This window comes from Citricoccus sp. SGAir0253, from assembly GCF_005877055.1.
Lineage (GTDB): Bacteria > Actinomycetota > Actinomycetes > Actinomycetales > Micrococcaceae > Citricoccus.
The window spans coordinates 554,570-571,925 of sequence record NZ_CP039424.1 but is presented as its reverse complement, the minus strand read 5'-3'; the positions used below and the strand labels follow the sequence as shown (position 1 = coordinate 571,925).

Sequence of the window (17,356 nt, the reverse complement as noted above, 5' to 3'; positions counted from 1 at the left end):
GATGCGCCTTCGAACGGAGGACTGAGATGACCGCACTGGCCGCCACCGACCTGAACCGCGCCGTCGCCCTGGACACCGAGCTGAGCACCCAGACGCTGCGCACCGCCTTCTCCCACTTCCCCTCCGGCGTGGCCGCCCTGTGCGGCATCGCCAACGGGGAGAAGGAGGGCCTCGTGGCCTCCTCCTTCACGGTGGGCGTCTCCCTCGAGCCGGCGCTGGTGTCCTTCGCCGTGCAGAACACCTCCCGCACGTGGCCCCGGCTGAAGCAGGCCGAGCGCATCGGGATCTCCGTGCTGGCCGAGGGCCACACGAACGTGTGCCGCCAGCTGGCCTCCAAGGACGGCGACCGGTTCGCCGGGCTGGACGTCCGCGCCTCCGAGCGTGGCGCCCTGTTCCTCGAGGACGCGGCGCTGTGGTTGGACACCACCGTCTACGCGGAGCTGCCGGCCGGCGACCACCACGTGGTGCTGCTGGAGGTCCACGGCGTGCACGACCACTCCAGCGAGCACGAGCCGCTCGTGTTCCACCGCTCCGCCTTCCGCAACCTGCGCACCGCCGAGGGCAACCAGTAGGCCGTCCCCCGCGCGGGGACGGTACGCTGTCCGGCATGCCGAACGCCCCGCAGCCCCCGAGCCAGGTCCGCCTGGACGCGTGGCTGTGGGGCGTGCGCATGTTCAAGACCCGCTCGGCGGCCACCGCGGCCTGCCGGGCCGGCCACGTCCGGCTGAACGGCCAGCCCGCCAAGGCGGCCCAGGTGGTCAAGCCCGGGGACACCATCCGGCTGCGCCAGCCCGGGCGCGAGCGCATCCTCGAGGTCACCGGACTGCTGGCCAAGCGGGTGGGCGCGGCCGAGGCGGCGCGCCACTACGCGGACCACTCCCCGCCGCCGGTGCCGCGCGAGCTGCTCGCCGTCCCGCTGCGGGACCGCGGCACCGGCCGGCCCACCAAGCGCGACCGCCGCCAGATGGAGCGCCTGCGCGGCCGCACCGCCCCGGACTGACGGCCGCCGCGACACGGTCATCGTCGGCCCATTCAGCGCCGGGCCCTTCGCGTCTGGCAGAATAGGGGGTCTTTCGTTCTGCCGGATGTCCCGTACTATGGGTGACGAAGTAGTAGTAGCAGTAAGTCCGTCATCACTGCGGACCGGTCGGCCTCCGGGCCGCACGGGGCGTTGGGAAGCGGTATGTACACGCCGCTTCGCCCCCGCTGGAACCCCGGCGGGTAGACACCCCACAGAAAGAGGCTCCCATGGCCACCGGTACCGTCAAGTGGTTCAACGCTGAGAAGGGCTACGGCTTCATCTCCCCGGACGACAACTCCGCCGACATCTTCGTGCACTTCTCCGCCATCGAGGGCAACGGCTTCCGTGAGCTCCAGGAGGACCAGAAGGTCGAGTTCGAGGCCCAGCAGGGCCCCAAGGGCATGCAGGCCGCCGCGGTCCGCGCGCTCTGACCTGACCCACGCACCGGGACGGCCGTCCTCCCCTCGGGGAGGGCGGCCGTCTCGTCGTTCCGGGCCGGGGCCCCGCTCCACGCCCGCCCCGCCGGGGCCACCGGGTCGGCGGAGGAACCACGGGGGCTCAGAGCAGGGCCATCCCCTGCTCGACGAGCACCGCCACGCCGAACACCGTCATGGCCACGCCGGCCACCCGGGTGACCACTGCCCCCGCGCGCGGCCGCGAGTGCAGGATGCGGCGGGCGAGCAGGGCGACGAGGGTGTAGATGACGGCGCAGTTCAGCACGTGCAGGCTGCCGAGCGCGAGCATCTGGACCCCGGAGGGCCAGCCGGCGGGCGAGGTGAACTGCGGCAGCAGCGCCAGGAGCAGCAGCAGCCCCTTGGGGTTGATGCCGCTGACGCCGGCCCCGAGCAGGAACTGGGACAGGGGTCGCTCACCCGTGGGCCGCTCGCTGGCCCCCACCTGCTCGACCCGGCGGAACAGCGCCCCCGCGCCCAGGTAGAGCAGGTAGGCGGCCCCGAGTAGGGACAGCGCGGTCAGGGCCGCGGGGTATCGCGTGACGAGGGCGCCGACGCCCACGGCGACGACGGCCACCACCACGGCGTAGCCGGAGACCATCCCCAGCACGGCGGGCATCACGGAGCGCGATCGCAGGCCGGTGGAGATCGCGTAGGCCCAGTCCGCCCCCGGGGTCAGGGCCAGCAGCAGCGCCACCATCCAGAACTGGACCGCCAGTGAGGCATCCACGCGCCACGCTCCCTCCGGGCCGCACCGGGCCCCGTCCCGGGCCGGCCCCGAGGGGCGACCCACCTTGCCTGGACGTAGATCCTACGGAGATCGGCGCGGAATGTGCTGCGCCGCTTCGCGAGAAACGCCGCGGTGGGTGCGAGGATTATCCGCATGGACGGGATCAGCCGGGAGATGCTTTCACTGCTGCAGGAGGACGGCCGGATGAGCGCCACGGACCTCGCCCAGCGGGTGGGTCTGAGCCTGTCCTCCTGCCACCGCCGGCTCAAGGACCTCGAGCAGTCCGGGGTGATCGAGCGCTACCGGGCCGTCGTCGTCCCCGAGGCCGTGGGCCTGGGCTTCGAGGCGATCGTCTTCGTCACCCTGGGGGTCACGGACGTGGAGACCATCTCCGCCTTCGAGGCCGCGGCCCTCGAGGTGCCGAACATCGTGGACGCCCAGCGGCTGTTCGGCGAACCCGACTACATCCTCCGGCTGCTCACGCGCGACCTCGCGGCCTACCAGGAGCTCTACGACTCGGTGCTGGGCAGCCTGCCGGGGGTCCAGCGACTGACCTCCACGCTCGTGATGAAGCGGCTCGTCTCCGACCGGACCGTGCCCATCCCGTGACCGCCCCGTCTAGGGTGGGGCCATGCGATTCAGGTACCTGGGCAACAGCGGACTCAAGATCTCCGAGATCATCTACGGCAACTGGCTGACCCACGGGTCCCAGGTGGAGAACGACACGGCCCACGCCTGCGTCCGGGCGGCCCTGGACAACGGCATCACCAGCTTCGACACCGCCGACGTCTACGCCAACGGCAGGGCCGAGGAGGTCCTCGGCGAGGCGCTGGCAGGCGAGCGCCGGGAGTCCCTCGAGGTCTTCACCAAGGTCTACTGGCCCACCGGCCCCAAGGGACCCAACGACACCGGCCTGTCCCGCAAGCACGTGCTCGAGTCGATCGACGGCTCGCTGCGCCGGCTCCGGATGGACTACGTCGACCTCTACCAGGCGCACCGCTACGACGTGGAGACCCCGCTGGAGGAGACCATGCAGGCCTTCGCCGACGTGGTGCGCGCCGGCAAGGCACTGTACATCGGCGTCTCCGAGTGGCCGGCGGACCGGATCCGCGAGGCCCACGCCATGGCGCGCTCGCTCGGGATCCAGCTCATCTCCAGCCAGCCGCAGTACTCCATGCTGTGGCGGGTCATCGAACCCGAGGTGATCCCGGCGTGCGAGGACCTCGGCGTCTCCCAGATCGTCTGGTCCCCCATGGCCGGGGGCATGCTGACGGGCAAGTACCTGCCCGGCCAGCAGCCGCCCGCCGGCTCGCGGGCGGCGGACGAGAAGGGCGGCCAGAAGGCCATGGCCGGCTGGATGCGCGACGACGTGCTGGGGGCCGTGCAGCGGCTGCGCCCCATCGCCGAGGGCCTCGGCTGCACCATGGGCCAGCTGGCGATCGCCTGGGTGCTGGCCAATCCCAACGTGGCCGGCGCGATCGTGGGCGCCTCTCGGCCCGGACAGGTGGCGGAGAACGTGGCGGCCTCCGGGCTGGTCCTGGACGAGGCGACGCTCGGCGCGGTCGACGCCGCGATCGGCCACGTGGTCACGGACGACCCGGCCAAGGTGGCCGTCCCCGAGGCCCGGGTGGCCTGAGCCCCTGCCCCGGCCGGCGCGCCGGACCGCCATCGGGCCCGCCTCCCCCGCCCCGGGTGGCCCCCGCGCCGGGGCACCGGGGGCGTGATCCCCGGCGTGGGCCGGTCCCGGGGCGTGACGGGCACGTGATGCGCCTCGGCAAAGATCACGGTATGATCACGAATACGCCGGTGCCGTCCGTCCCGCCCGACGGGGCGGACGGCACGGGGCCAACTCACTTCAGCGCCGGGGGGCACCTGAATGACCACCACCGCAGCACGATCAGCGTCCCGGGGTGGCCGGTGCCGGTTCCCCTCCCCCATCCGTTCCGCCCTCCGCCTGTCGCCGGCGGCCGCTCCCGTCGTCCCGGCGGATCCCGGCGCCCGGCCGCCGCGCCCCGCCCCCCGCGGCCGTGCGGCCCGCGGCACCGCGGCCCGCATCGTGGCGATCGGCACGGGGACGGCCCTGGCGGCCGCCCTCCTGCTCCCCGCCCTGGCCCCGGGACCCCTCCGCCCCGCCGCGGCCGGCGCCGCCGTCCCCTCCGGTTCCTCCTTGTCAGGACCGGCCCCCGCCGGGTCCGCCTCCCCGGACGGTGACCCAGACTCGTCCGCGGCCGGCTCGCCCTCCTCGTCCCCCACGGAGTCCCCATCACCCGGCAACGGCGCGCCGCAGGCCGACTGCCCGGGCGTGGTGACACAGGCGGGGGCCACGGAGTCCATCCGCGTCTCGGTCCTGGACCCGGACGGCGACCCGGTCACGCTGCGCACCGGACCGTCCATGTTCGGCGTGCAGGCCACGGTGTCCGGCCACGTGGTGACCTACACGGCCCCCTCGGGGCGGACCGGCCAGGACGGCGTCCCGGTCACGGCGGTGGACGACCACGGCGCGGAGGCCAACTGCGAGATCGCCGTGCTGGTCCAGGAGGCGCCCCCCGCCCCCGAGCCGACGCCCACCCCCTCGCCCAGCGGGACGAGCGCCTCCCCCACGCCGGGCGCCGGGGAACCGCAGCCCACCGCCCCCGCCGCGAGCCCGACGTCGGCCCCGGGGCCCGGCGGCGAGGCACCGGAGCCCACGGGGACGGCCCCGGCCACCCCCGCGCCCCCGAGCATGTCCCCCGCAGTGCCCGGCACGCCCTCCGCCCCGGACTCCGCACCTGCCACCCCGTCCCGGCCGCCGGCGGGGACGCCGCGACAGCCGGCGACGGCCGGTCCGGGCGAGGACGACGGCACGGACGGCCCAGCGGCCCCGGGCACGCCCGGCGGCGGTGACGGGACCGACGGCGGAACCGCGGGTGACACCCCGGGCGGCGCCGCCGACGGCAGGTCCTCGGGCCCGGAGGGAGCGGCCCCCGACGCGGGCCGGGAGGCCGGCCCGGAGGCCCCGGCGCCACCGGACGCCCCGGGCGGGGCGCCCACGGCGGGCGGACCGGTCGCCCCGGTGCCCGCCGCCGGCCCCACCGCGGCGTCCCCGTGGCGGGACGTCATCCCCTCCGCCGTGGCCCAGGGCGCCGAGCGCACCCTCGAGCGGACCGGCCGGCTCGTGCGCTCGGCCGCCGCGGGGTCGGCCGCCCGCGCCGGATCGGCCTCCGCCGAGGACGCCTCCCCCGCGGCGGCGGCCGTGGCGGGCGGGCCCGGCGCCCAGGTCCTGGGCGCCTCCGGATGGCTGTTCGCCGGGGTGGGCGCACTCCTCATGGCCCTGGCCGGACTGGCCGTGATGGCCCTGCCGCGAGGACGTCGCCAGCACTAGACTGGGGCCACGACGCGGCCGGTGACGGCGGGAACAGCCCCAGTCAGGGCCGCCCGAGATGGAGGAGGTCCGCGGTGGCCCGCTACGAGGACGAACTGGAACAGCAGTTCATCGAGGAACCCGAGAACGACCTGGAGGAGCCGGCGGACGGCCGGGACGGCACCGTCGACTTCGGCTCGTCCGACGATCCCGACACGCTGGACGCGATCGACCCGTTGAAGCGGGACACGTTCCTGCTGGACGGGGACGAGGACTACAACGGGATCCCGGACTACCAGGAGGGCCGGGAGGACTCCACCGGCGAGGACGACCCGGACGAGGACGGCGACTGGGCGTCCGAGGACGACGAGGACCTGGACGAGGACGAGCGGGGCTAGTCCCCGCCGTTCCCGCCCGCCCCGCCCGAGGGCGTGCCGGTCCCCCGGGCCCGGCCGCCGAGCAGCCGTTCCGTGCCGGAGGCGGCCAGCACCGCGCACGCGAACCAGACGCCCCCGGCCGGGCCCAGCGGCGCGGCCACGAGGCCGGCGGCCGCGGGCAGCAGGACCTGTCCCAGCCGGTTGCCGACCAGCCGCAGGCCCAGCGCCGCCCCGCGCCAGCTGTCCGGGACCGCCTGCGAGATGAGGGTCATGGTCAGCGGCTGGCCCAGGCCGAGGAACGCGCCGCCCACCGCCATGAGCGCCACGGCGAGCCACAGGGCGTCCAGGGGCTCCAGCGCCAGCGGGACCAAGGCGATCGTGGCCGCCGAGATCCACAGGGCGGCCAGCACGAGCGCGTTGCGGGACCAGCGCGCGGAGAACCAGGGCAGGAAGACACGGGACAGCACGGAGCCGCCGCCGCGCACGGCCAGCAGGATGCCGACCCACAGCGGCGGCACGCCGGCGGCCTCGCCCACGAGCGGCAGGAACGCCGTGAGGATGTCGATCACGGCCAGGAGGGCCAGCGCGGCGAGCATGTGGGACGGGATCCCGGGCACCCGCAGGATGCGCGGCACCGTGGCCCGGGCCACGGAGGAGGGCCCGGGTCCGGCCTCCGCCCCCGGGGAGGCGCCGGCCGCCGTCGGGCCGGTGCGGTGCGGGGCCGGGGGCCGGAGGGCGTACATGACGGGCACCGCGAGCAGGGCCACGCCCGCCCCCAGCCAGAGGGCCCAGCCGATCTCGGCGTCCAGGCCGCCGCCGGCCGCCGCCGCGGCGAGGGGGACGCTGCCGAGGATCAGCCCGGACAGCAGGGGCCCGGCCATCTGGCCCACGGAGAAGGCGGCGGTGAACCAGCCGAAGGCCGCGTCCATCAGCTCGGCCGGCGCGCGGCGGCCGATCGCCGCCTGGCCCGCGATCGTGAACACGAGGTGCCCCATGCCCAGCAGGGCGGAGGCCACCATGACGAGCAGGACGGAGTCGCTCCAGGCCAGGGCCGCCCCGGCCGCGGCCATCACGGCGGCGCCCAGGGCGATCATGCCGCGCAGGGAGCCGAGCCGGCCGGTGACCCGGCCGAGCCACATGGCGCTGACGAGGGGCACGATGGCGTAGGCGGCGGTCGCCAGGCCGACAGCCGTCTCGTCCGCCCCGAGGGTGAGCAGCTTGTAGCTGGTGACCGGGCGGAGCAGGTTCAGGGCGGTCTGGGTGAGGACGGCCGCGGCGACCATGACCCACAGCCAGGTCAGGGAGCCACGTTTCGCCATGGTCTCCAGCCTAGTCCGGGCGCCTCCGTCCGCCCGGCAGGACGGGGCGGGACGGACGGGACGGGAGATGCGGGGCGGCTCAGGCCCGGCGTCCGGCGCGCAGGGTGAGGAGGGCCAGGACCAGCAGCAGGAGGTAGGCGACGCCCACGAGGATCCATCCCAGGGCGAATCCGCCCGAGAACTCCACGACCAGGCCCATCCCGAAGGGGCCCACGGCGAAGCCGGCGTACATGCCCATGGTCGTGGCGCCCGAGGCGGCGCCGATCTGGCCGCGGCCCACGGCCTGCATGGTCCCGGCGTTCACCACCACGTTCGTCCCGAGCACCGTGATGCCGTGCAGCGCCACCCCGGCCCAGAAGAGCGGGACCCAGCCGGTGAGGGCGGCGCCGACCATGCTGGCCATGCCCAGCAGCGCGCCGGAGGCGATGAGCACGAGGATGGCCCCCGGTGCCCGTCCCCGGCCCAGCAGCCGGCCCCAGCCCACGCGGCTGGCCACGCCGATCACCCCGGACAGGCCCGCGGCGAACCCGCCGACGACCAGGCTGTACTGCATCTCCCGGACGGCGAACAGCGGCAGGTAGACGTTGGTGGCCTGCGTCCCGGCTCCGGAGACGAAGGCGACCGCGGTGAACAGCCAGACGGTGAGCGGCAGCGGCACCGACGCGGCGGGCCGGCGCCGGCGCAGGGCCGACCGGGCGGCGGTGCGCAGCCGGCCCCAGTCCGTCGGCGGTTCCGGCGGGACGTGGCCGAGGGACCACCACAGCAGCAGGAGCACGGCCACGGCGGCGCCGACCGCCGCGCCCGACCAGCCGACCAGGAGCACGGCAGGCGGGAAGAGCACGCCCGCCGCCAGCTGGCTGACCTGCACGCCGGACTGCTTGATCCCGATCCAGCCGGGCCGCTTGGCCGCCGGGACGGCCTGGTAGATGACCCGGTTGGTGGTGGGGTTGGCGATGACCTGGGCCGGCCCGACGAGGACCATCGCGACCATCAGGATCCAGTACTGCGGCCCGATCGCGGAGACGAGCAGGGCCAGCGCGGTGCCGCCGAAGTTGAACACCAGTTGGGCCCGGATGCTGAGGACGTCCGCGAGCCGCCCCAGGACCATGGACGCGGCGGCGGCGCTGAGGAAGAGGACCGTGATCAGCAGGCCGAAGCTCGACGGGGTGATCCGCAGGTCGTCGATGAGCAGGGCACTCGTCGAGGACAGGCCGTAGTTCAGCAGCGGGCCGACGCCCATCGTGAGCAGCAGGACGACCATCAGGGCCGTCCCGGGCGCCGGCGCCTCGCCGGGCCTCGCCGTCAATCGCTCTGCCATGCCGCTGCCTGTCCTCCTGGTCTCGTGGGGCCCGGCCCCGGCTGCGGACCGGGACGGCCACGGCACGGATCCCCTCGGCGCCCTCCTCGCGCGAGGTGGCGTCACCCCGCTCCCGGACCGCCTCCAGTATGGTCCCCAGGCCGGCCGGGCCCGTGATCGTTGCGGACGGCACGGGCCGGAGCGTGGGACCGGCCGTAGCGACGTGGTCGGCGGCGTCCCCCGGACAAGGGCACTGCGGCGCCGGCCCTCCCGGCCGGCCCCGCCTCAGCGGGCGACCTTGCTCCGGATCGCTGCCAGGGCCGCCGTCGCCGCCGTCCACAGGGTGGGCTCGGGGACGGGCACGAACCGCGGGGAGTGGTTGACGGGCATGGTCCCCGAGTCCACGGTCGCCTGGTCGAAGCCGCCGAAGAACCAGAACACGCTCGGCACGCCCAGCGCCGCGGGCAGCGCGCCGAAGTCCTCGGAGCCCATCTTCGGCTCGGCCTCGAGCACGTTGCCCTCGCCCAGAACCCCGCGCAGCACGCCGGTCAGCGCCTCCGTCTCGGCGGGGTCGTTGAAGTTGCGCGGGAACCGGTACAGCTCCTCGATCCGCGGCTCCGGGGCGCCGGAGGCCGCCGCCTCGGCGGCGATGACGCGCCGGACGGAGGCCAGCACCCGCTCCCGGACGTCGTCGTCCATGGTGCGGATGTTCAGCGTGAACTCCGCGCTGGCCGGGATGATGTTCTCCTTCAGGCCCGCGTGGAAGGTGCCCACGGTCACGACGGCGGCCCGGCGCGGGTGGATCTCCCGGGCGACGATGGACTGCAGCCGGGTGACGATGTGGGCGCCGAGCACGATGGGGTCGATGGAGTCCTGGGGCTGGGAGCCGTGGGACTGCTCGCCGAACAGGGTGACCTTCCAGGAGTCGGCGTAGGCCATCACGGCGCCGGGCACGATCTCCACGGTGCCGGCCAGCCCGGGCATCACGTGCTGGCCGTAGACCACCTCCGGGCGCGGCACCTTCTCCCACAGCCCGTCCTCCACCATGGCCTTCGCCCCGGCGGCGGTCTCCTCGCCGGGCTGGAAGATCAGCAGCACGGTGCCGGCCCAGCCGTCCCGGTCCGCGGCCAGCACCTCGGCGGCGGTCATCAGCGCCGTGACGTGGGTGTCGTGGCCGCAGCCGTGCATCACGGGCACCTCGGTGCCGTCCTCGAGGGTGCCGCGTGCCGTGGACCGGTACGCGACGGCCGAGTCCTCCTCGATCGGCAGCGCGTCCGTGTCCGCCCGGAACCCGACGACGGGCCCGTCCCCATTGCGCAGGACGCCCACGACGCCGGTGCCGCCGACCCGGACGTGCTCGATCCCGAGCGTGTCCAGGTGGGCCTCGATGAACTCCGCCGTGCGGTGCTCCTGCATCGACAGCTCGGGATTCGCGTGCAGGTGCCGGTAGAACTCCAGCATCCGCGCGCGCAGGTCCTCCCCCAGCTCGAGGCGGTCGGCGGGCTGCAGGCTCTGGTCGGTGGACATCGCGGGTTCCTCTCGGGCGGCGGCGGGGAGTCTCGGGGGTGGGCCGGCGGGCGGCGCCGCTTCGGATGCTACGCCGCCCGCCGGGGACTGAGGGGGCTCACGGGGCCTCGGGCGTCACGTCCTGGCCGGTGTTGCCCTCGCGCTTGCGCACGAACCAGCCGATGACCAGCGTGGTGATGACCACGATCGCGGTGGCCACCATGGACAGGGCCGGCACGAGCGGGACGAGGACGAACAGCACGAGGATGGCCACCACGAAGGCCACGATGGTGGCGCGGACCTGCTTGAGGCTCACGATCGCCTGGATGATCACGGCGCCCATGACGGAGGGGAGCACGTAGACGCGGACCACGTCGGTCACCTCGGGCGGGACGATGCTGATGAGCCACGTGCCCAGGATGCCGACGAAGACGAGCAGGGAGAGCAGGTGCACGGACGCCGCCCCGCAGATCGCCATCACGGCGGCCAGGCTGCCGCGCGGGGTACCCGGCTTGGCGTTGATGTTGGTCTGGGCGATCAGGGCCGAGGGCAGCAGCTTGTTGGAGATGTTGCCGATCATGAACGCCTGGTACATCGAGGCCGGGCCGAGGATCGGGAAGTAGGTCAGGGGCTCCACGAGCCAGATGACGAAGAACGTGCCGGCCACGGCGGCGAACGCGCCGAACAGCTGGGTGGCGGTCACGCCGAGGTCGGCGAAGAACACGAGGTAGAGCGGGCCGGCGAGGGAGAACACCAGGCCGGCGATCATGGTGAGCCGGCCCCAGCGGGAGGTGGTGCGCTCGAACTCGGCCATGCCGGTGGTGCCCGGGGCGGTGGTGACGGAGGTGGACATCGGGGTCTCCTGGGGGATGTGCGTCAGCGGGGGATGCGGCAGCGGCGGCCGGTGGAGGGGGACGGGCTCAGGCGGCGGGGCCGAGGCCGGCGGACTGGGCCAGGAAGGCCACGGTCAGCCCGAGGAGGATGGCGATGCCCAGGCCCCACTCGCGCAGCCAGCGCATCCCGGGGAGCCGGGCGATGAGCAGGCACACGCCCATCACGGCCGCGGAGGTGACCAGGGTGAGCACGTGGACCATGCTCTTGGGCACCTCTGCCAGCCCCAGGGAGATGAAGGCGCCGAGCAGGGCGGCGGCCGGGACCACGGTCATCAGGGCCGGGTTGACCTTGGCCAGCCGGTTCTCGCCGCGCTGCAGCAGGGGCGTGAGGACCAGGGTGGCGAGCATCCACATGGCCCCGCCGAGGCTCATGGCGAAGAACGCGATGGCGAAGACCTCGGGGGTGTAGGTGGGCCCGCCCAGCTCGGCGCCGGCGGTCCCGGCGGAGATGCTCGCCGCCGCGGTCTCGTAGGACACCGAGCCGATGAGGCCGATGCGCACGAGCACGGCGGGCGTGCCGAACAGGGAGAGCAGGGCGATGGCCACGAGCACCACGGCCAGGGACGGGCCGACCGCCGCGACCGCGCCGCTGCGGAACGAGGTGCGCAGGTCCTGGGGGCTCATCCCGGCGGCCGGGGCGGCCTTCCGGGCGGCGCGCACGTAGATGACCGACTGCACGATGATCACCAGGAACACGCCCAGGGCACAGGCCCACAGGACGGGCGAGTTGGCGAGCATCAGCAGCGGGCTGGGCTCGGGGGCCATCGTGGTCAGGATGGGCATGGGGACCTCCACGTCGGGTCTGCCACGGCGCGCGGCGGGCGCGGTCCGCGGGCGGGGGCGGTGCGGTGAATCGTCTCGGTACCATGGTGAGGTGATGCACATCACTTCACGCGGAATCCCTCGGAATCTGCATCGCGCGTCAGGAATGATGGGGAGATGGACAGCGCCACGCTCCTGACCGAGGAGGACCTGCAACTCGTGCACGCCCTGCAGATCGGGCCCCGGCTGCCCTGGGCGGTCCTCGGCGAGGTCCTCGGCGTGCACCCCACCTCCCTGGCGGACCGCTGGCGCCGCCTCGAGGACAGCGGGCGCGCCTGGCTCACCGCCCATCCGGTGGGCCACCCGGACCAGATGGCCCTGTCCTTCCACGACGTCCAGTGCGCCCCCGGCCGGCGCCGGGCGGTGGCCGAGGCCATCGCCGCCATCCCGGACGTGTTCACCATCGAGGAGTGTCACCGGGACCGCGACCTGATGCTCACCGCCATCACGCCGGGCCCCACCGAGCTCACCCGGTCGGTGTACCCCCAGCTGGACCGCGTGCCCGGGCTCACCCGCTACGAGTCCGCGTTCTGTACCCGGCTGCACGGCAGCGGCGGGGACTGGCAGCTCGACGCCCTCTCCCCCGAGCAACGCGCCGCCCTGCGGTCCGCGGCCGGCCCGCGGCACGCGATCGCCCGCTACGTGGCACCGCCGCCCTCGTTCGGGCCGATCGTGCGGGCACTGGGCCGCGATGCCCGGATGACGGCCACACGGATCGCGGAGGAGACCGGGCTGCACCCGGCCACGGCGCGGCGTCGGCTCCAGAGGGTGCTGGACAGCCGCATGCTGTCCTTCCGGTGCGAGGTCTCCCACCGCGCGGCCGGCTATCCCGTGATCTGCCAGTGGTTCGCGCGGCTGCCCGCCGCCGACCACGACGCCGCCGCGGCCGCGCTCGCCCCGCTCGGCGCCCTGCGGCTGTGCGCCTCCACCACGGGGCGGACGAACTTCACGTTCATGATGTGGCTGCGCTCGGCCGCGGACATCATGACCGTGGAGCAGGCCGCCTCCCGCCAACTGCCCACGCTGGAGATCCGGGAGAGCGTCATCATCGCGGCCATCGCCAAGCGCGTGGGCTGGCGGCTGGACCCCGACGGCGCCCGCACCGGCCAGTACACCGCGCCGGGCTCCGCCTGGGGCTGAGCCCGGGCCGGATCGCGGCACGGCTGGCTCAGCGGCCGGGGCGGCCCTCCGGGCGGGGGGCGTCGCTCACGACCGGCGTGGACCCCGTCTCCCCGCGGCGGGTGCCCCGGTTCGGCTCCTTCCCGCTCGTCGCCGGCGCGGCGTCGCGCACCGGGGCCCTGCCGCCGGTGCGCGGCTGGGGCCGGCCCTCCTCGGCACCGCGGCCACCGCCCTCGGCGGCGTCGCCGCCAGCGTCCCCCCAGCCGCCGCGGCCACCCGGGCCGGCGCCGACGGGGACCCGCTCGCGGGCCGGAGCCCCGGCATCGGCCCCCGCCTCGACCTCCTCGACCTCCTCGGCCTGCCGGGGCGGCTCGGCGGGCCGCAATCCGCGCACCGGCAGGGCGGAGGTGTCCACGGCCAGGTCGGTGCGCCAGCGCGGGCCGGCCTCGGCGTAGGGCAGCGGTGCATGCTCGCCGAAGGTGTCCGGATCGGCCTCGGCCCAGTCCGCGGCCCAGCCGCGCGGCGGGTCCTCGAGCAGCTCGTCCTCGCGCAGCCAGTGGTAGATCGAGGCGTACGAACGCGTGGTGAGGTGGTCCACCCGCCGCCGCAGCATCCGCGTGGTGAGCTGGGAGGGGTTGGACACCCCCATCGAGGCCATGATCTGCACCGCCTCGCGCACCGTGAGCTTGTGGTAGTTGTGCACCCGGTTGGCCTTGTCGTCCACGTCCAGGGCGCGCATGAGCCGCGGGTCCTGGGTGGCCACGCCGACGGGGCAGTGGTTGGTGTGGCACTTCTGCGCCTGGATGCAGCCGGTGGCCATCATCATGGCCCGGGCGGACATCGTGAAGTCGGCGCCCTGGATGAGGCGCTTGACGATGTCCGAGCCGGAGACGACCTTGCCGGCGGCGCCGATCTTGATCATGTGCCGCAGGCCCGTGCCCACGAGGGCGTTGTGCATGAGCATGAGCCCCTCGGTCAGCGGGGTGCCCACGTTGTCCTGGTACTCCAGGGCGGCGGCGCCCGTGCCGCCCTCCGAGCCGTCCACGATGACGTAGTCCGGCGCGATCCGCTCGGCCCACATGGCCTTGCACATGGCGAGCACGTCCGTGCGGGAGCCGACGCAGAGCTTGATGCCGATCGGCTTGCCGCCGGAGAGCTCGCGCAGCCGCCCGATGAACCGCATCAGCTCGCGCGGGGTGTGGAACGCCGAGTGCGAGGCCGGGGAGATGCAGTCCACGCCCACCGGGACCTCGCGGGCCTCGGCGATCTCCGGGGTCACCTTCGCCGCGGGCAGCACGCCGCCGAGCCCGGGCTTGGCCCCCTGGGAGAGCTTGATGGTGATGCCCTTGACCTCCGGCAGCACCGCCTTGGCGGCGAATCGCTCGGGGTCGAAGTGCCCGTCCTCCGTGCGGCAGCCGAAGTACCCGGAGCCGATCTCCCAGAACAGGTCCGCGCCGTTGCCGCGGTGGAACCGCGTCAGCCCGCCCTCGCCGGTCTCGTGGATGAACCCGCCCATCCCCGCGCCCTTGTTCATGGCCAGCACGGCGTTCTTGGACAGCGAGCCGAAGGACATCGAGGAGATGTTCAGCAACGAGATGTCGTACGGCTGCCGGCAGTCCGGGCCGCCGATCCGCACCGTGGGCAGCGGCTCGGGCGTGGGCACCGGCGCGGTGGAGTGCAGCAGGTACTCGTAGCCGATGAGGTTGGTGTCCCGCTCGGTGCCGAAGGCCTTGTGGTCGTCCTGGCCCTTGGCCCGGGAGTAGACGAGCGAGCGCTGGTCCCGGTTGAACGGCTTGCCGTCCACGTTCCGCTCGACGAAGTACTGCTGGATCTCCGGCCGGATGGACTCCAGGAGGTAGCGCGCGTGGCCGATCACCGGGAAGTTGCGCAGGATCGAGTGCCGGCGCTGCGTCATGTCCCAGACGGCCAGGCCGATCAGCAGCAGGACGATCACGCCGAGCACGATCCAGGCCCACAGGCCCACGAGATAGGCGACGACCAGGACCAGCAGCAGGGTCGCCAGTCCGCCGATGAGGAGGAGCCGGTTGTTCATGGGGCCATCGTGCCACCGCGCGGGTCCGTGGAGAACGACGGCGGCGCCCGGCCGCCGTCGGGCCCTCACCAGCGGTGCGGCGCCGGCTTCCGGGAGCCGGGCAGGGAGGCGTCGAGGCGCCACTGGTGCAGCCACTCCGGCAGCTCGAGGTCCGCCGGCCGGACGTGCCCGAGCTCCTGCTCCACGGCGGCGAGGATCTCCTCGTTCGACACCGGGCCGTCCGGGCCCACCAGCCGGGTGGCCACGTAGCCGCGGACGTAGACCTCGCCGTCCACGACGAAGCGCTGCTCGAACCAGACCGCCTTGTCGTCGACGCCCACGAGCCGGGTGGCCAAGGCGTAGTCCTGCCAGAGCGTGATGGACCTCCGGAAGGCGATCTGCTCGGCCTGCACCACCGGTGTCCACTTGCGCCGGCGCATCAGGTCCCATACGCCGGAGCGGACCATGAGGTCGAAGCGGCCCAGGTCCATGAGGGAGAGGTACATGCCGTTGTTGACGTGCATCGCGATGTCGATGTCCGTGGGCAGGGCCCGGAGCGGCAGCGACGAGTCGTCGAAGATGCCGAGGCGCGGGCGGCGCCGGGCGGTGATGAGCAGCAGCAGGGTGCGCAGGAGCAGGTGCATGCGGTCCATGGTGGCACGCGATGTTACCCATCGGTAGGGGTCGGTGGGGAGGCAAGGGGCGGTGGGCGCCGGACCTCGTCGGCCCCCTTGCGCCTCGCCCTTCGCTCCTCGTCGTTCCCGGCCTTGGTATCGTCCGCACCAGTCCACGCGCGCCGCCGCCCGCGGCGCCGGAGAACGGAGACCCGCCATGCCGATCGTCACCATCAACCTCGTCGCCGGACGGGACCGCGAGACCGTCCAGGAGTGCCTGCGCCAGGTCGCGGAGACGGTGGCCCGCACGCTGGACGCGCCACTGTCCTCGGTCCGCGTGGTGGCCCAGGAGGTGGACCCGGGGCTCTGGTGCGTCGGCGGGGTCCTGAAGAGCGAGCAGGCGGCGACCGGGGAGCCCCCGGTGGCGCCCTGACGCCCGCGCGTGACCCCGGTCCGGCGGACGCGTCCCGGTGCGGTCCGGCGCGGACCGCGCGCACCCGGCCGAGGGCTCGCTAGGCGAAGGCGCCGTAGCCGGTGAGGTCGCGGCCGATGAGCAGCGCCTGCACGGACTCGGTGCCCTCGTAGGTGTGGATGGCCTCGATGTCCGCCTGGTGGCGGATGACGCCGTGCTCGAGCAGGATGCCGTTGCCGCCGAGCAGGTCGCGCGCCTCGGCGGCGATCGCCCGGGCCGTGCGGGTGTTGTGGTACTTCGCGAGCGAGGCCTGGGTGGGCCGCAGCCGGCCCGCGGCCTCCAGGTCGGCGAGCCCCACGCAGTACAGCTGCATCGAGACGAGCTGGGAGAGCATGCGGGTGAGCCGCTCCTGGACCAGCTGGTGCTGGGCCAGCCGCTTGCCGAACTGCACGCGCTGGGTGGCATAGGCCAGGGCCGACTCGAAGCACGCGGTCGCGTGGCCCAGGGCGGACCAGGCGACGCCGGCCCGGGTGGCGTAGAGGACCCGGGAGGCGTCCTTGAACGTGCGGGCCCCGGGCAGCAGCGCCTCGGCGGGCAGCTCCACGTCGTCGAGGGTGATGACGGCCTGGTCGATCGCCCGCAGCGCGCCCTTGCCGGCGATGACCTCGCCCCGGTACCCGCGGGTGTCCTGCGGCACGAGGAAGCACCGGACCGCCCCGTGGTCGCCGGCGCCGCCGCCCCCGGCCCCGGGGTCCTCGACCCGGGCCCAGACGAAGGTGATCCCGCCCGAGGCCCCGTTGCCAATCCACTTCTTGGCCCCGCGCAGCACCCAGCCCCGCTCCGTCCGGGTGGCGCGGGTCTCGAGCCCCGCGGAGTCCGAGCCGTGGTCCGGCTCCGTCAGGGCGAAGGCGCCGAGCACCTCGCCCCGCGCCAGCGGCCCGACGTACTGGCGCTGCTGCTCCTCGCTGCCGAAGTACACGAGCGTGCGCAGGGCCAGGCCGCCCTGCACGGCGAGCACGGTCCCCAGGGAGCCGTCCACGCGGGAGAGCTCCATGTTGACCAGCCCCGTGGCCAGCGGGGAGAACCGCTCCAGCTCCGGGTGGTCGAGCCCGTCGTTGAACAGCCCGTGGCGCCCCAGGCCCGCGGCGGCCGCCACGGGGTACTCGTGGCGGTCCCACGCCGCCACGAACTCGGCCTGCACGGCGGTGGCCGCGGCCCGGGCGCGTTCCCACACCGCGCGGTCCGCGGCGGGGAGGTCCGCGAAGGCCTCGTAGTAGTCGATGTCCAGCGGGGTGGTCACGTCGTACCCGGGCTCGGTGGCGCCGGGCAGTCCGGCGGCGGGGGAGGCCTCACCGGCGGGGGCCGGGGCGTCGGTGCGGGCGGTGGTCTCGGTCATGCCGCCCATCGTAGATGGGACTCAGT

18 protein-coding genes and 1 pseudogene are annotated in these 17,356 nt (G+C 74.4%); 9 read left to right on the top strand and 10 right to left on the bottom strand.

The window, feature by feature from the left end; genetic code table 11:
• Positions 1-26 precede the first annotated feature (26 nt).
• The 3 genes from E7744_RS02570 to E7744_RS02560 all read left to right on the top strand — a co-directional run bounded on the left by E7744_RS02570 (position 27) and on the right by E7744_RS02560 (position 1,452).
• Complete coding sequence (locus tag E7744_RS02570) at positions 27-572, top strand: flavin reductase family protein (RefSeq protein WP_137772770.1); 546 nt, start codon at positions 27-29, stop codon at positions 570-572.
• Positions 573-607: 35 nt separating this feature from the next.
• Complete coding sequence (locus tag E7744_RS02565; protein ID WP_137772769.1) at positions 608-1,000, top strand: RNA-binding S4 domain-containing protein; 393 nt, start codon at positions 608-610, stop codon at positions 998-1,000.
• Positions 1,001-1,248: 248 nt separating this feature from the next.
• The gene (locus E7744_RS02560) at positions 1,249-1,452 is read left to right on the top strand and encodes a cold-shock protein (protein ID WP_137772768.1); all 204 of its coding nucleotides are present in this window, start codon (positions 1,249-1,251) and stop codon (positions 1,450-1,452) included.
• 127 nt (positions 1,453-1,579) lie between these two features.
• Here the strand turns inward: E7744_RS02560 and E7744_RS02555 are convergent, their stop codons facing one another.
• The gene (locus E7744_RS02555; protein WP_210417147.1) at positions 1,580-2,203 is read right to left on the bottom strand and encodes a LysE family translocator; all 624 of its coding nucleotides are present in this window, start codon (positions 2,201-2,203) and stop codon (positions 1,580-1,582) included.
• Between the two features lie 153 nt (positions 2,204-2,356).
• Here E7744_RS02555 and E7744_RS02550 point away from each other — a divergent pair, with 153 nt between their 5' ends.
• The 4 genes from E7744_RS02550 (at position 2,357) to E7744_RS02535 (ending at position 5,941) form a co-directional block, all read left to right on the top strand.
• Positions 2,357-2,812, top strand: a complete 456-nt coding sequence (locus tag E7744_RS02550) for an Lrp/AsnC family transcriptional regulator (protein WP_137772767.1) — start codon at positions 2,357-2,359, stop codon at positions 2,810-2,812.
• Between the two features lie 22 nt (positions 2,813-2,834).
• Positions 2,835-3,839 carry an aldo/keto reductase family protein gene (locus E7744_RS02545; protein ID WP_137772766.1) on the top strand — a complete coding sequence of 335 codons (1,005 nt, stop codon included), beginning with the start codon at positions 2,835-2,837 and terminating at the stop codon, positions 3,837-3,839.
• 420 nt (positions 3,840-4,259) lie between these two features.
• Complete coding sequence (locus E7744_RS02540; protein ID WP_137772765.1) at positions 4,260-5,564, top strand: Ig-like domain-containing protein; 1,305 nt, start codon at positions 4,260-4,262, stop codon at positions 5,562-5,564.
• Positions 5,565-5,638: 74 nt separating this feature from the next.
• Complete coding sequence (locus tag E7744_RS02535) at positions 5,639-5,941, top strand: hypothetical protein (RefSeq protein ID WP_137772764.1); 303 nt, start codon at positions 5,639-5,641, stop codon at positions 5,939-5,941.
• Here the strand turns inward: E7744_RS02535 and E7744_RS02530 are convergent.
• The 6 genes and pseudogenes from E7744_RS02530 to E7744_RS02505 all read right to left on the bottom strand — a co-directional run bounded on the left by E7744_RS02530 (position 5,938) and on the right by E7744_RS02505 (position 11,718).
• On the bottom strand, positions 5,938-7,239 hold the full coding sequence (locus E7744_RS02530) for an MFS transporter (RefSeq protein WP_137772763.1): 1,302 nt from the start codon (positions 7,237-7,239) through the stop codon (positions 5,938-5,940). The genes E7744_RS02535 and E7744_RS02530 overlap by 4 nt on opposite strands.
• A 79-nt stretch (positions 7,240-7,318) precedes the next feature.
• Positions 7,319-8,557, bottom strand: a complete 1,239-nt coding sequence (locus tag E7744_RS02525; protein ID WP_137772762.1) for an MFS transporter — start codon at positions 8,555-8,557, stop codon at positions 7,319-7,321.
• Between the two features lie 49 nt (positions 8,558-8,606).
• Positions 8,607-8,729, bottom strand: a pseudogene (locus E7744_RS16560) (IclR family transcriptional regulator C-terminal domain-containing protein); the annotation flags it as partial.
• A 92-nt stretch (positions 8,730-8,821) separates the two neighbouring features.
• A complete protein-coding gene (locus tag E7744_RS02515) occupies positions 8,822-10,063 on the bottom strand; it encodes an amidohydrolase (protein ID WP_137772761.1) in 1,242 nt (413 codons plus the stop codon).
• Between the two features lie 97 nt (positions 10,064-10,160).
• Positions 10,161-10,895 (bottom strand): hypothetical protein, encoded by a 735-nt coding sequence (locus E7744_RS02510; protein WP_137772760.1) that lies wholly within the window; start codon positions 10,893-10,895, stop codon positions 10,161-10,163.
• A 67-nt stretch (positions 10,896-10,962) separates the two neighbouring features.
• Complete coding sequence (locus E7744_RS02505; protein WP_137772759.1) at positions 10,963-11,718, bottom strand: DUF5058 family protein; 756 nt, start codon at positions 11,716-11,718, stop codon at positions 10,963-10,965.
• A gap of 156 nt (positions 11,719-11,874) precedes the next feature.
• On the opposite strand from E7744_RS02505, the gene E7744_RS02500 reads away from it, so the two are divergent.
• Positions 11,875-12,897 (top strand): Lrp/AsnC family transcriptional regulator, encoded by a 1,023-nt coding sequence (locus E7744_RS02500; RefSeq protein ID WP_137772758.1) that lies wholly within the window; start codon positions 11,875-11,877, stop codon positions 12,895-12,897.
• Positions 12,898-12,925: 28 nt separating this feature from the next.
• Here E7744_RS02500 and E7744_RS02495 read toward each other — a convergent pair whose 3' ends face one another.
• Together E7744_RS02495 and E7744_RS02490 are read right to left on the bottom strand one after the other, a co-directional pair.
• Positions 12,926-14,929 carry an FMN-binding glutamate synthase family protein gene (locus E7744_RS02495; protein ID WP_137772757.1) on the bottom strand — a complete coding sequence of 668 codons (2,004 nt, stop codon included), beginning with the start codon at positions 14,927-14,929 and terminating at the stop codon, positions 12,926-12,928.
• Between the two features lie 65 nt (positions 14,930-14,994).
• On the bottom strand, positions 14,995-15,552 hold the full coding sequence (locus E7744_RS02490; RefSeq protein WP_137774802.1) for an acyl-CoA thioesterase: 558 nt from the start codon (positions 15,550-15,552) through the stop codon (positions 14,995-14,997).
• A 187-nt stretch (positions 15,553-15,739) separates the two neighbouring features.
• On the opposite strand from E7744_RS02490, the gene E7744_RS02485 reads away from it, so the two are divergent.
• Positions 15,740-15,955, top strand: a complete 216-nt coding sequence (locus E7744_RS02485) for a tautomerase family protein (RefSeq protein WP_137772756.1) — start codon at positions 15,740-15,742, stop codon at positions 15,953-15,955.
• A 79-nt stretch (positions 15,956-16,034) separates the two neighbouring features.
• Here E7744_RS02485 and E7744_RS02480 read toward each other — a convergent pair whose 3' ends face one another.
• A complete protein-coding gene (locus E7744_RS02480) occupies positions 16,035-17,330 on the bottom strand; it encodes an acyl-CoA dehydrogenase family protein (protein ID WP_137772755.1) in 1,296 nt (431 codons plus the stop codon).
• Positions 17,331-17,356 lie beyond the last annotated feature (26 nt).

Excerpts from the sequence above, each read along its gene's own strand:
- E7744_RS02570 (WP_137772770.1), top strand. The coding sequence starts at position 27 with ATGACCGCACTGGCCGCCACCGACCTGAACCGCGCCGTCGCCCTGGAC.
- E7744_RS02565 (WP_137772769.1), top strand. The coding sequence starts at position 608 with ATGCCGAACGCCCCGCAGCCCCCGAGCCAGGTCCGCCTGGACGCGTGG.
- E7744_RS02560 (WP_137772768.1), top strand. The coding sequence starts at position 1,249 with ATGGCCACCGGTACCGTCAAGTGGTTCAACGCTGAGAAGGGCTACGGC.
- E7744_RS02550 (WP_137772767.1), top strand. The coding sequence starts at position 2,357 with ATGGACGGGATCAGCCGGGAGATGCTTTCACTGCTGCAGGAGGACGGC.
- E7744_RS02545 (WP_137772766.1), top strand. The coding sequence starts at position 2,835 with ATGCGATTCAGGTACCTGGGCAACAGCGGACTCAAGATCTCCGAGATC.
- E7744_RS02530 (WP_137772763.1), bottom strand. The coding sequence starts at position 7,239 with ATGGCGAAACGTGGCTCCCTGACCTGGCTGTGGGTCATGGTCGCCGCG.
- E7744_RS02525 (WP_137772762.1), bottom strand. The coding sequence starts at position 8,557 with ATGGCAGAGCGATTGACGGCGAGGCCCGGCGAGGCGCCGGCGCCCGGG.
- E7744_RS02515 (WP_137772761.1), bottom strand. The coding sequence starts at position 10,063 with ATGTCCACCGACCAGAGCCTGCAGCCCGCCGACCGCCTCGAGCTGGGG.
- E7744_RS02510 (WP_137772760.1), bottom strand. The coding sequence starts at position 10,895 with ATGTCCACCTCCGTCACCACCGCCCCGGGCACCACCGGCATGGCCGAG.
- E7744_RS02505 (WP_137772759.1), bottom strand. The coding sequence starts at position 11,718 with ATGCCCATCCTGACCACGATGGCCCCCGAGCCCAGCCCGCTGCTGATG.
- E7744_RS02500 (WP_137772758.1), top strand. The coding sequence starts at position 11,875 with ATGGACAGCGCCACGCTCCTGACCGAGGAGGACCTGCAACTCGTGCAC.
- E7744_RS02495 (WP_137772757.1), bottom strand. The coding sequence starts at position 14,929 with ATGAACAACCGGCTCCTCCTCATCGGCGGACTGGCGACCCTGCTGCTG.
- E7744_RS02490 (WP_137774802.1), bottom strand. The coding sequence starts at position 15,552 with ATGCACCTGCTCCTGCGCACCCTGCTGCTGCTCATCACCGCCCGGCGC.
- E7744_RS02485 (WP_137772756.1), top strand. The coding sequence starts at position 15,740 with ATGCCGATCGTCACCATCAACCTCGTCGCCGGACGGGACCGCGAGACC.
- E7744_RS02480 (WP_137772755.1), bottom strand. The coding sequence starts at position 17,330 with ATGACCGAGACCACCGCCCGCACCGACGCCCCGGCCCCCGCCGGTGAG.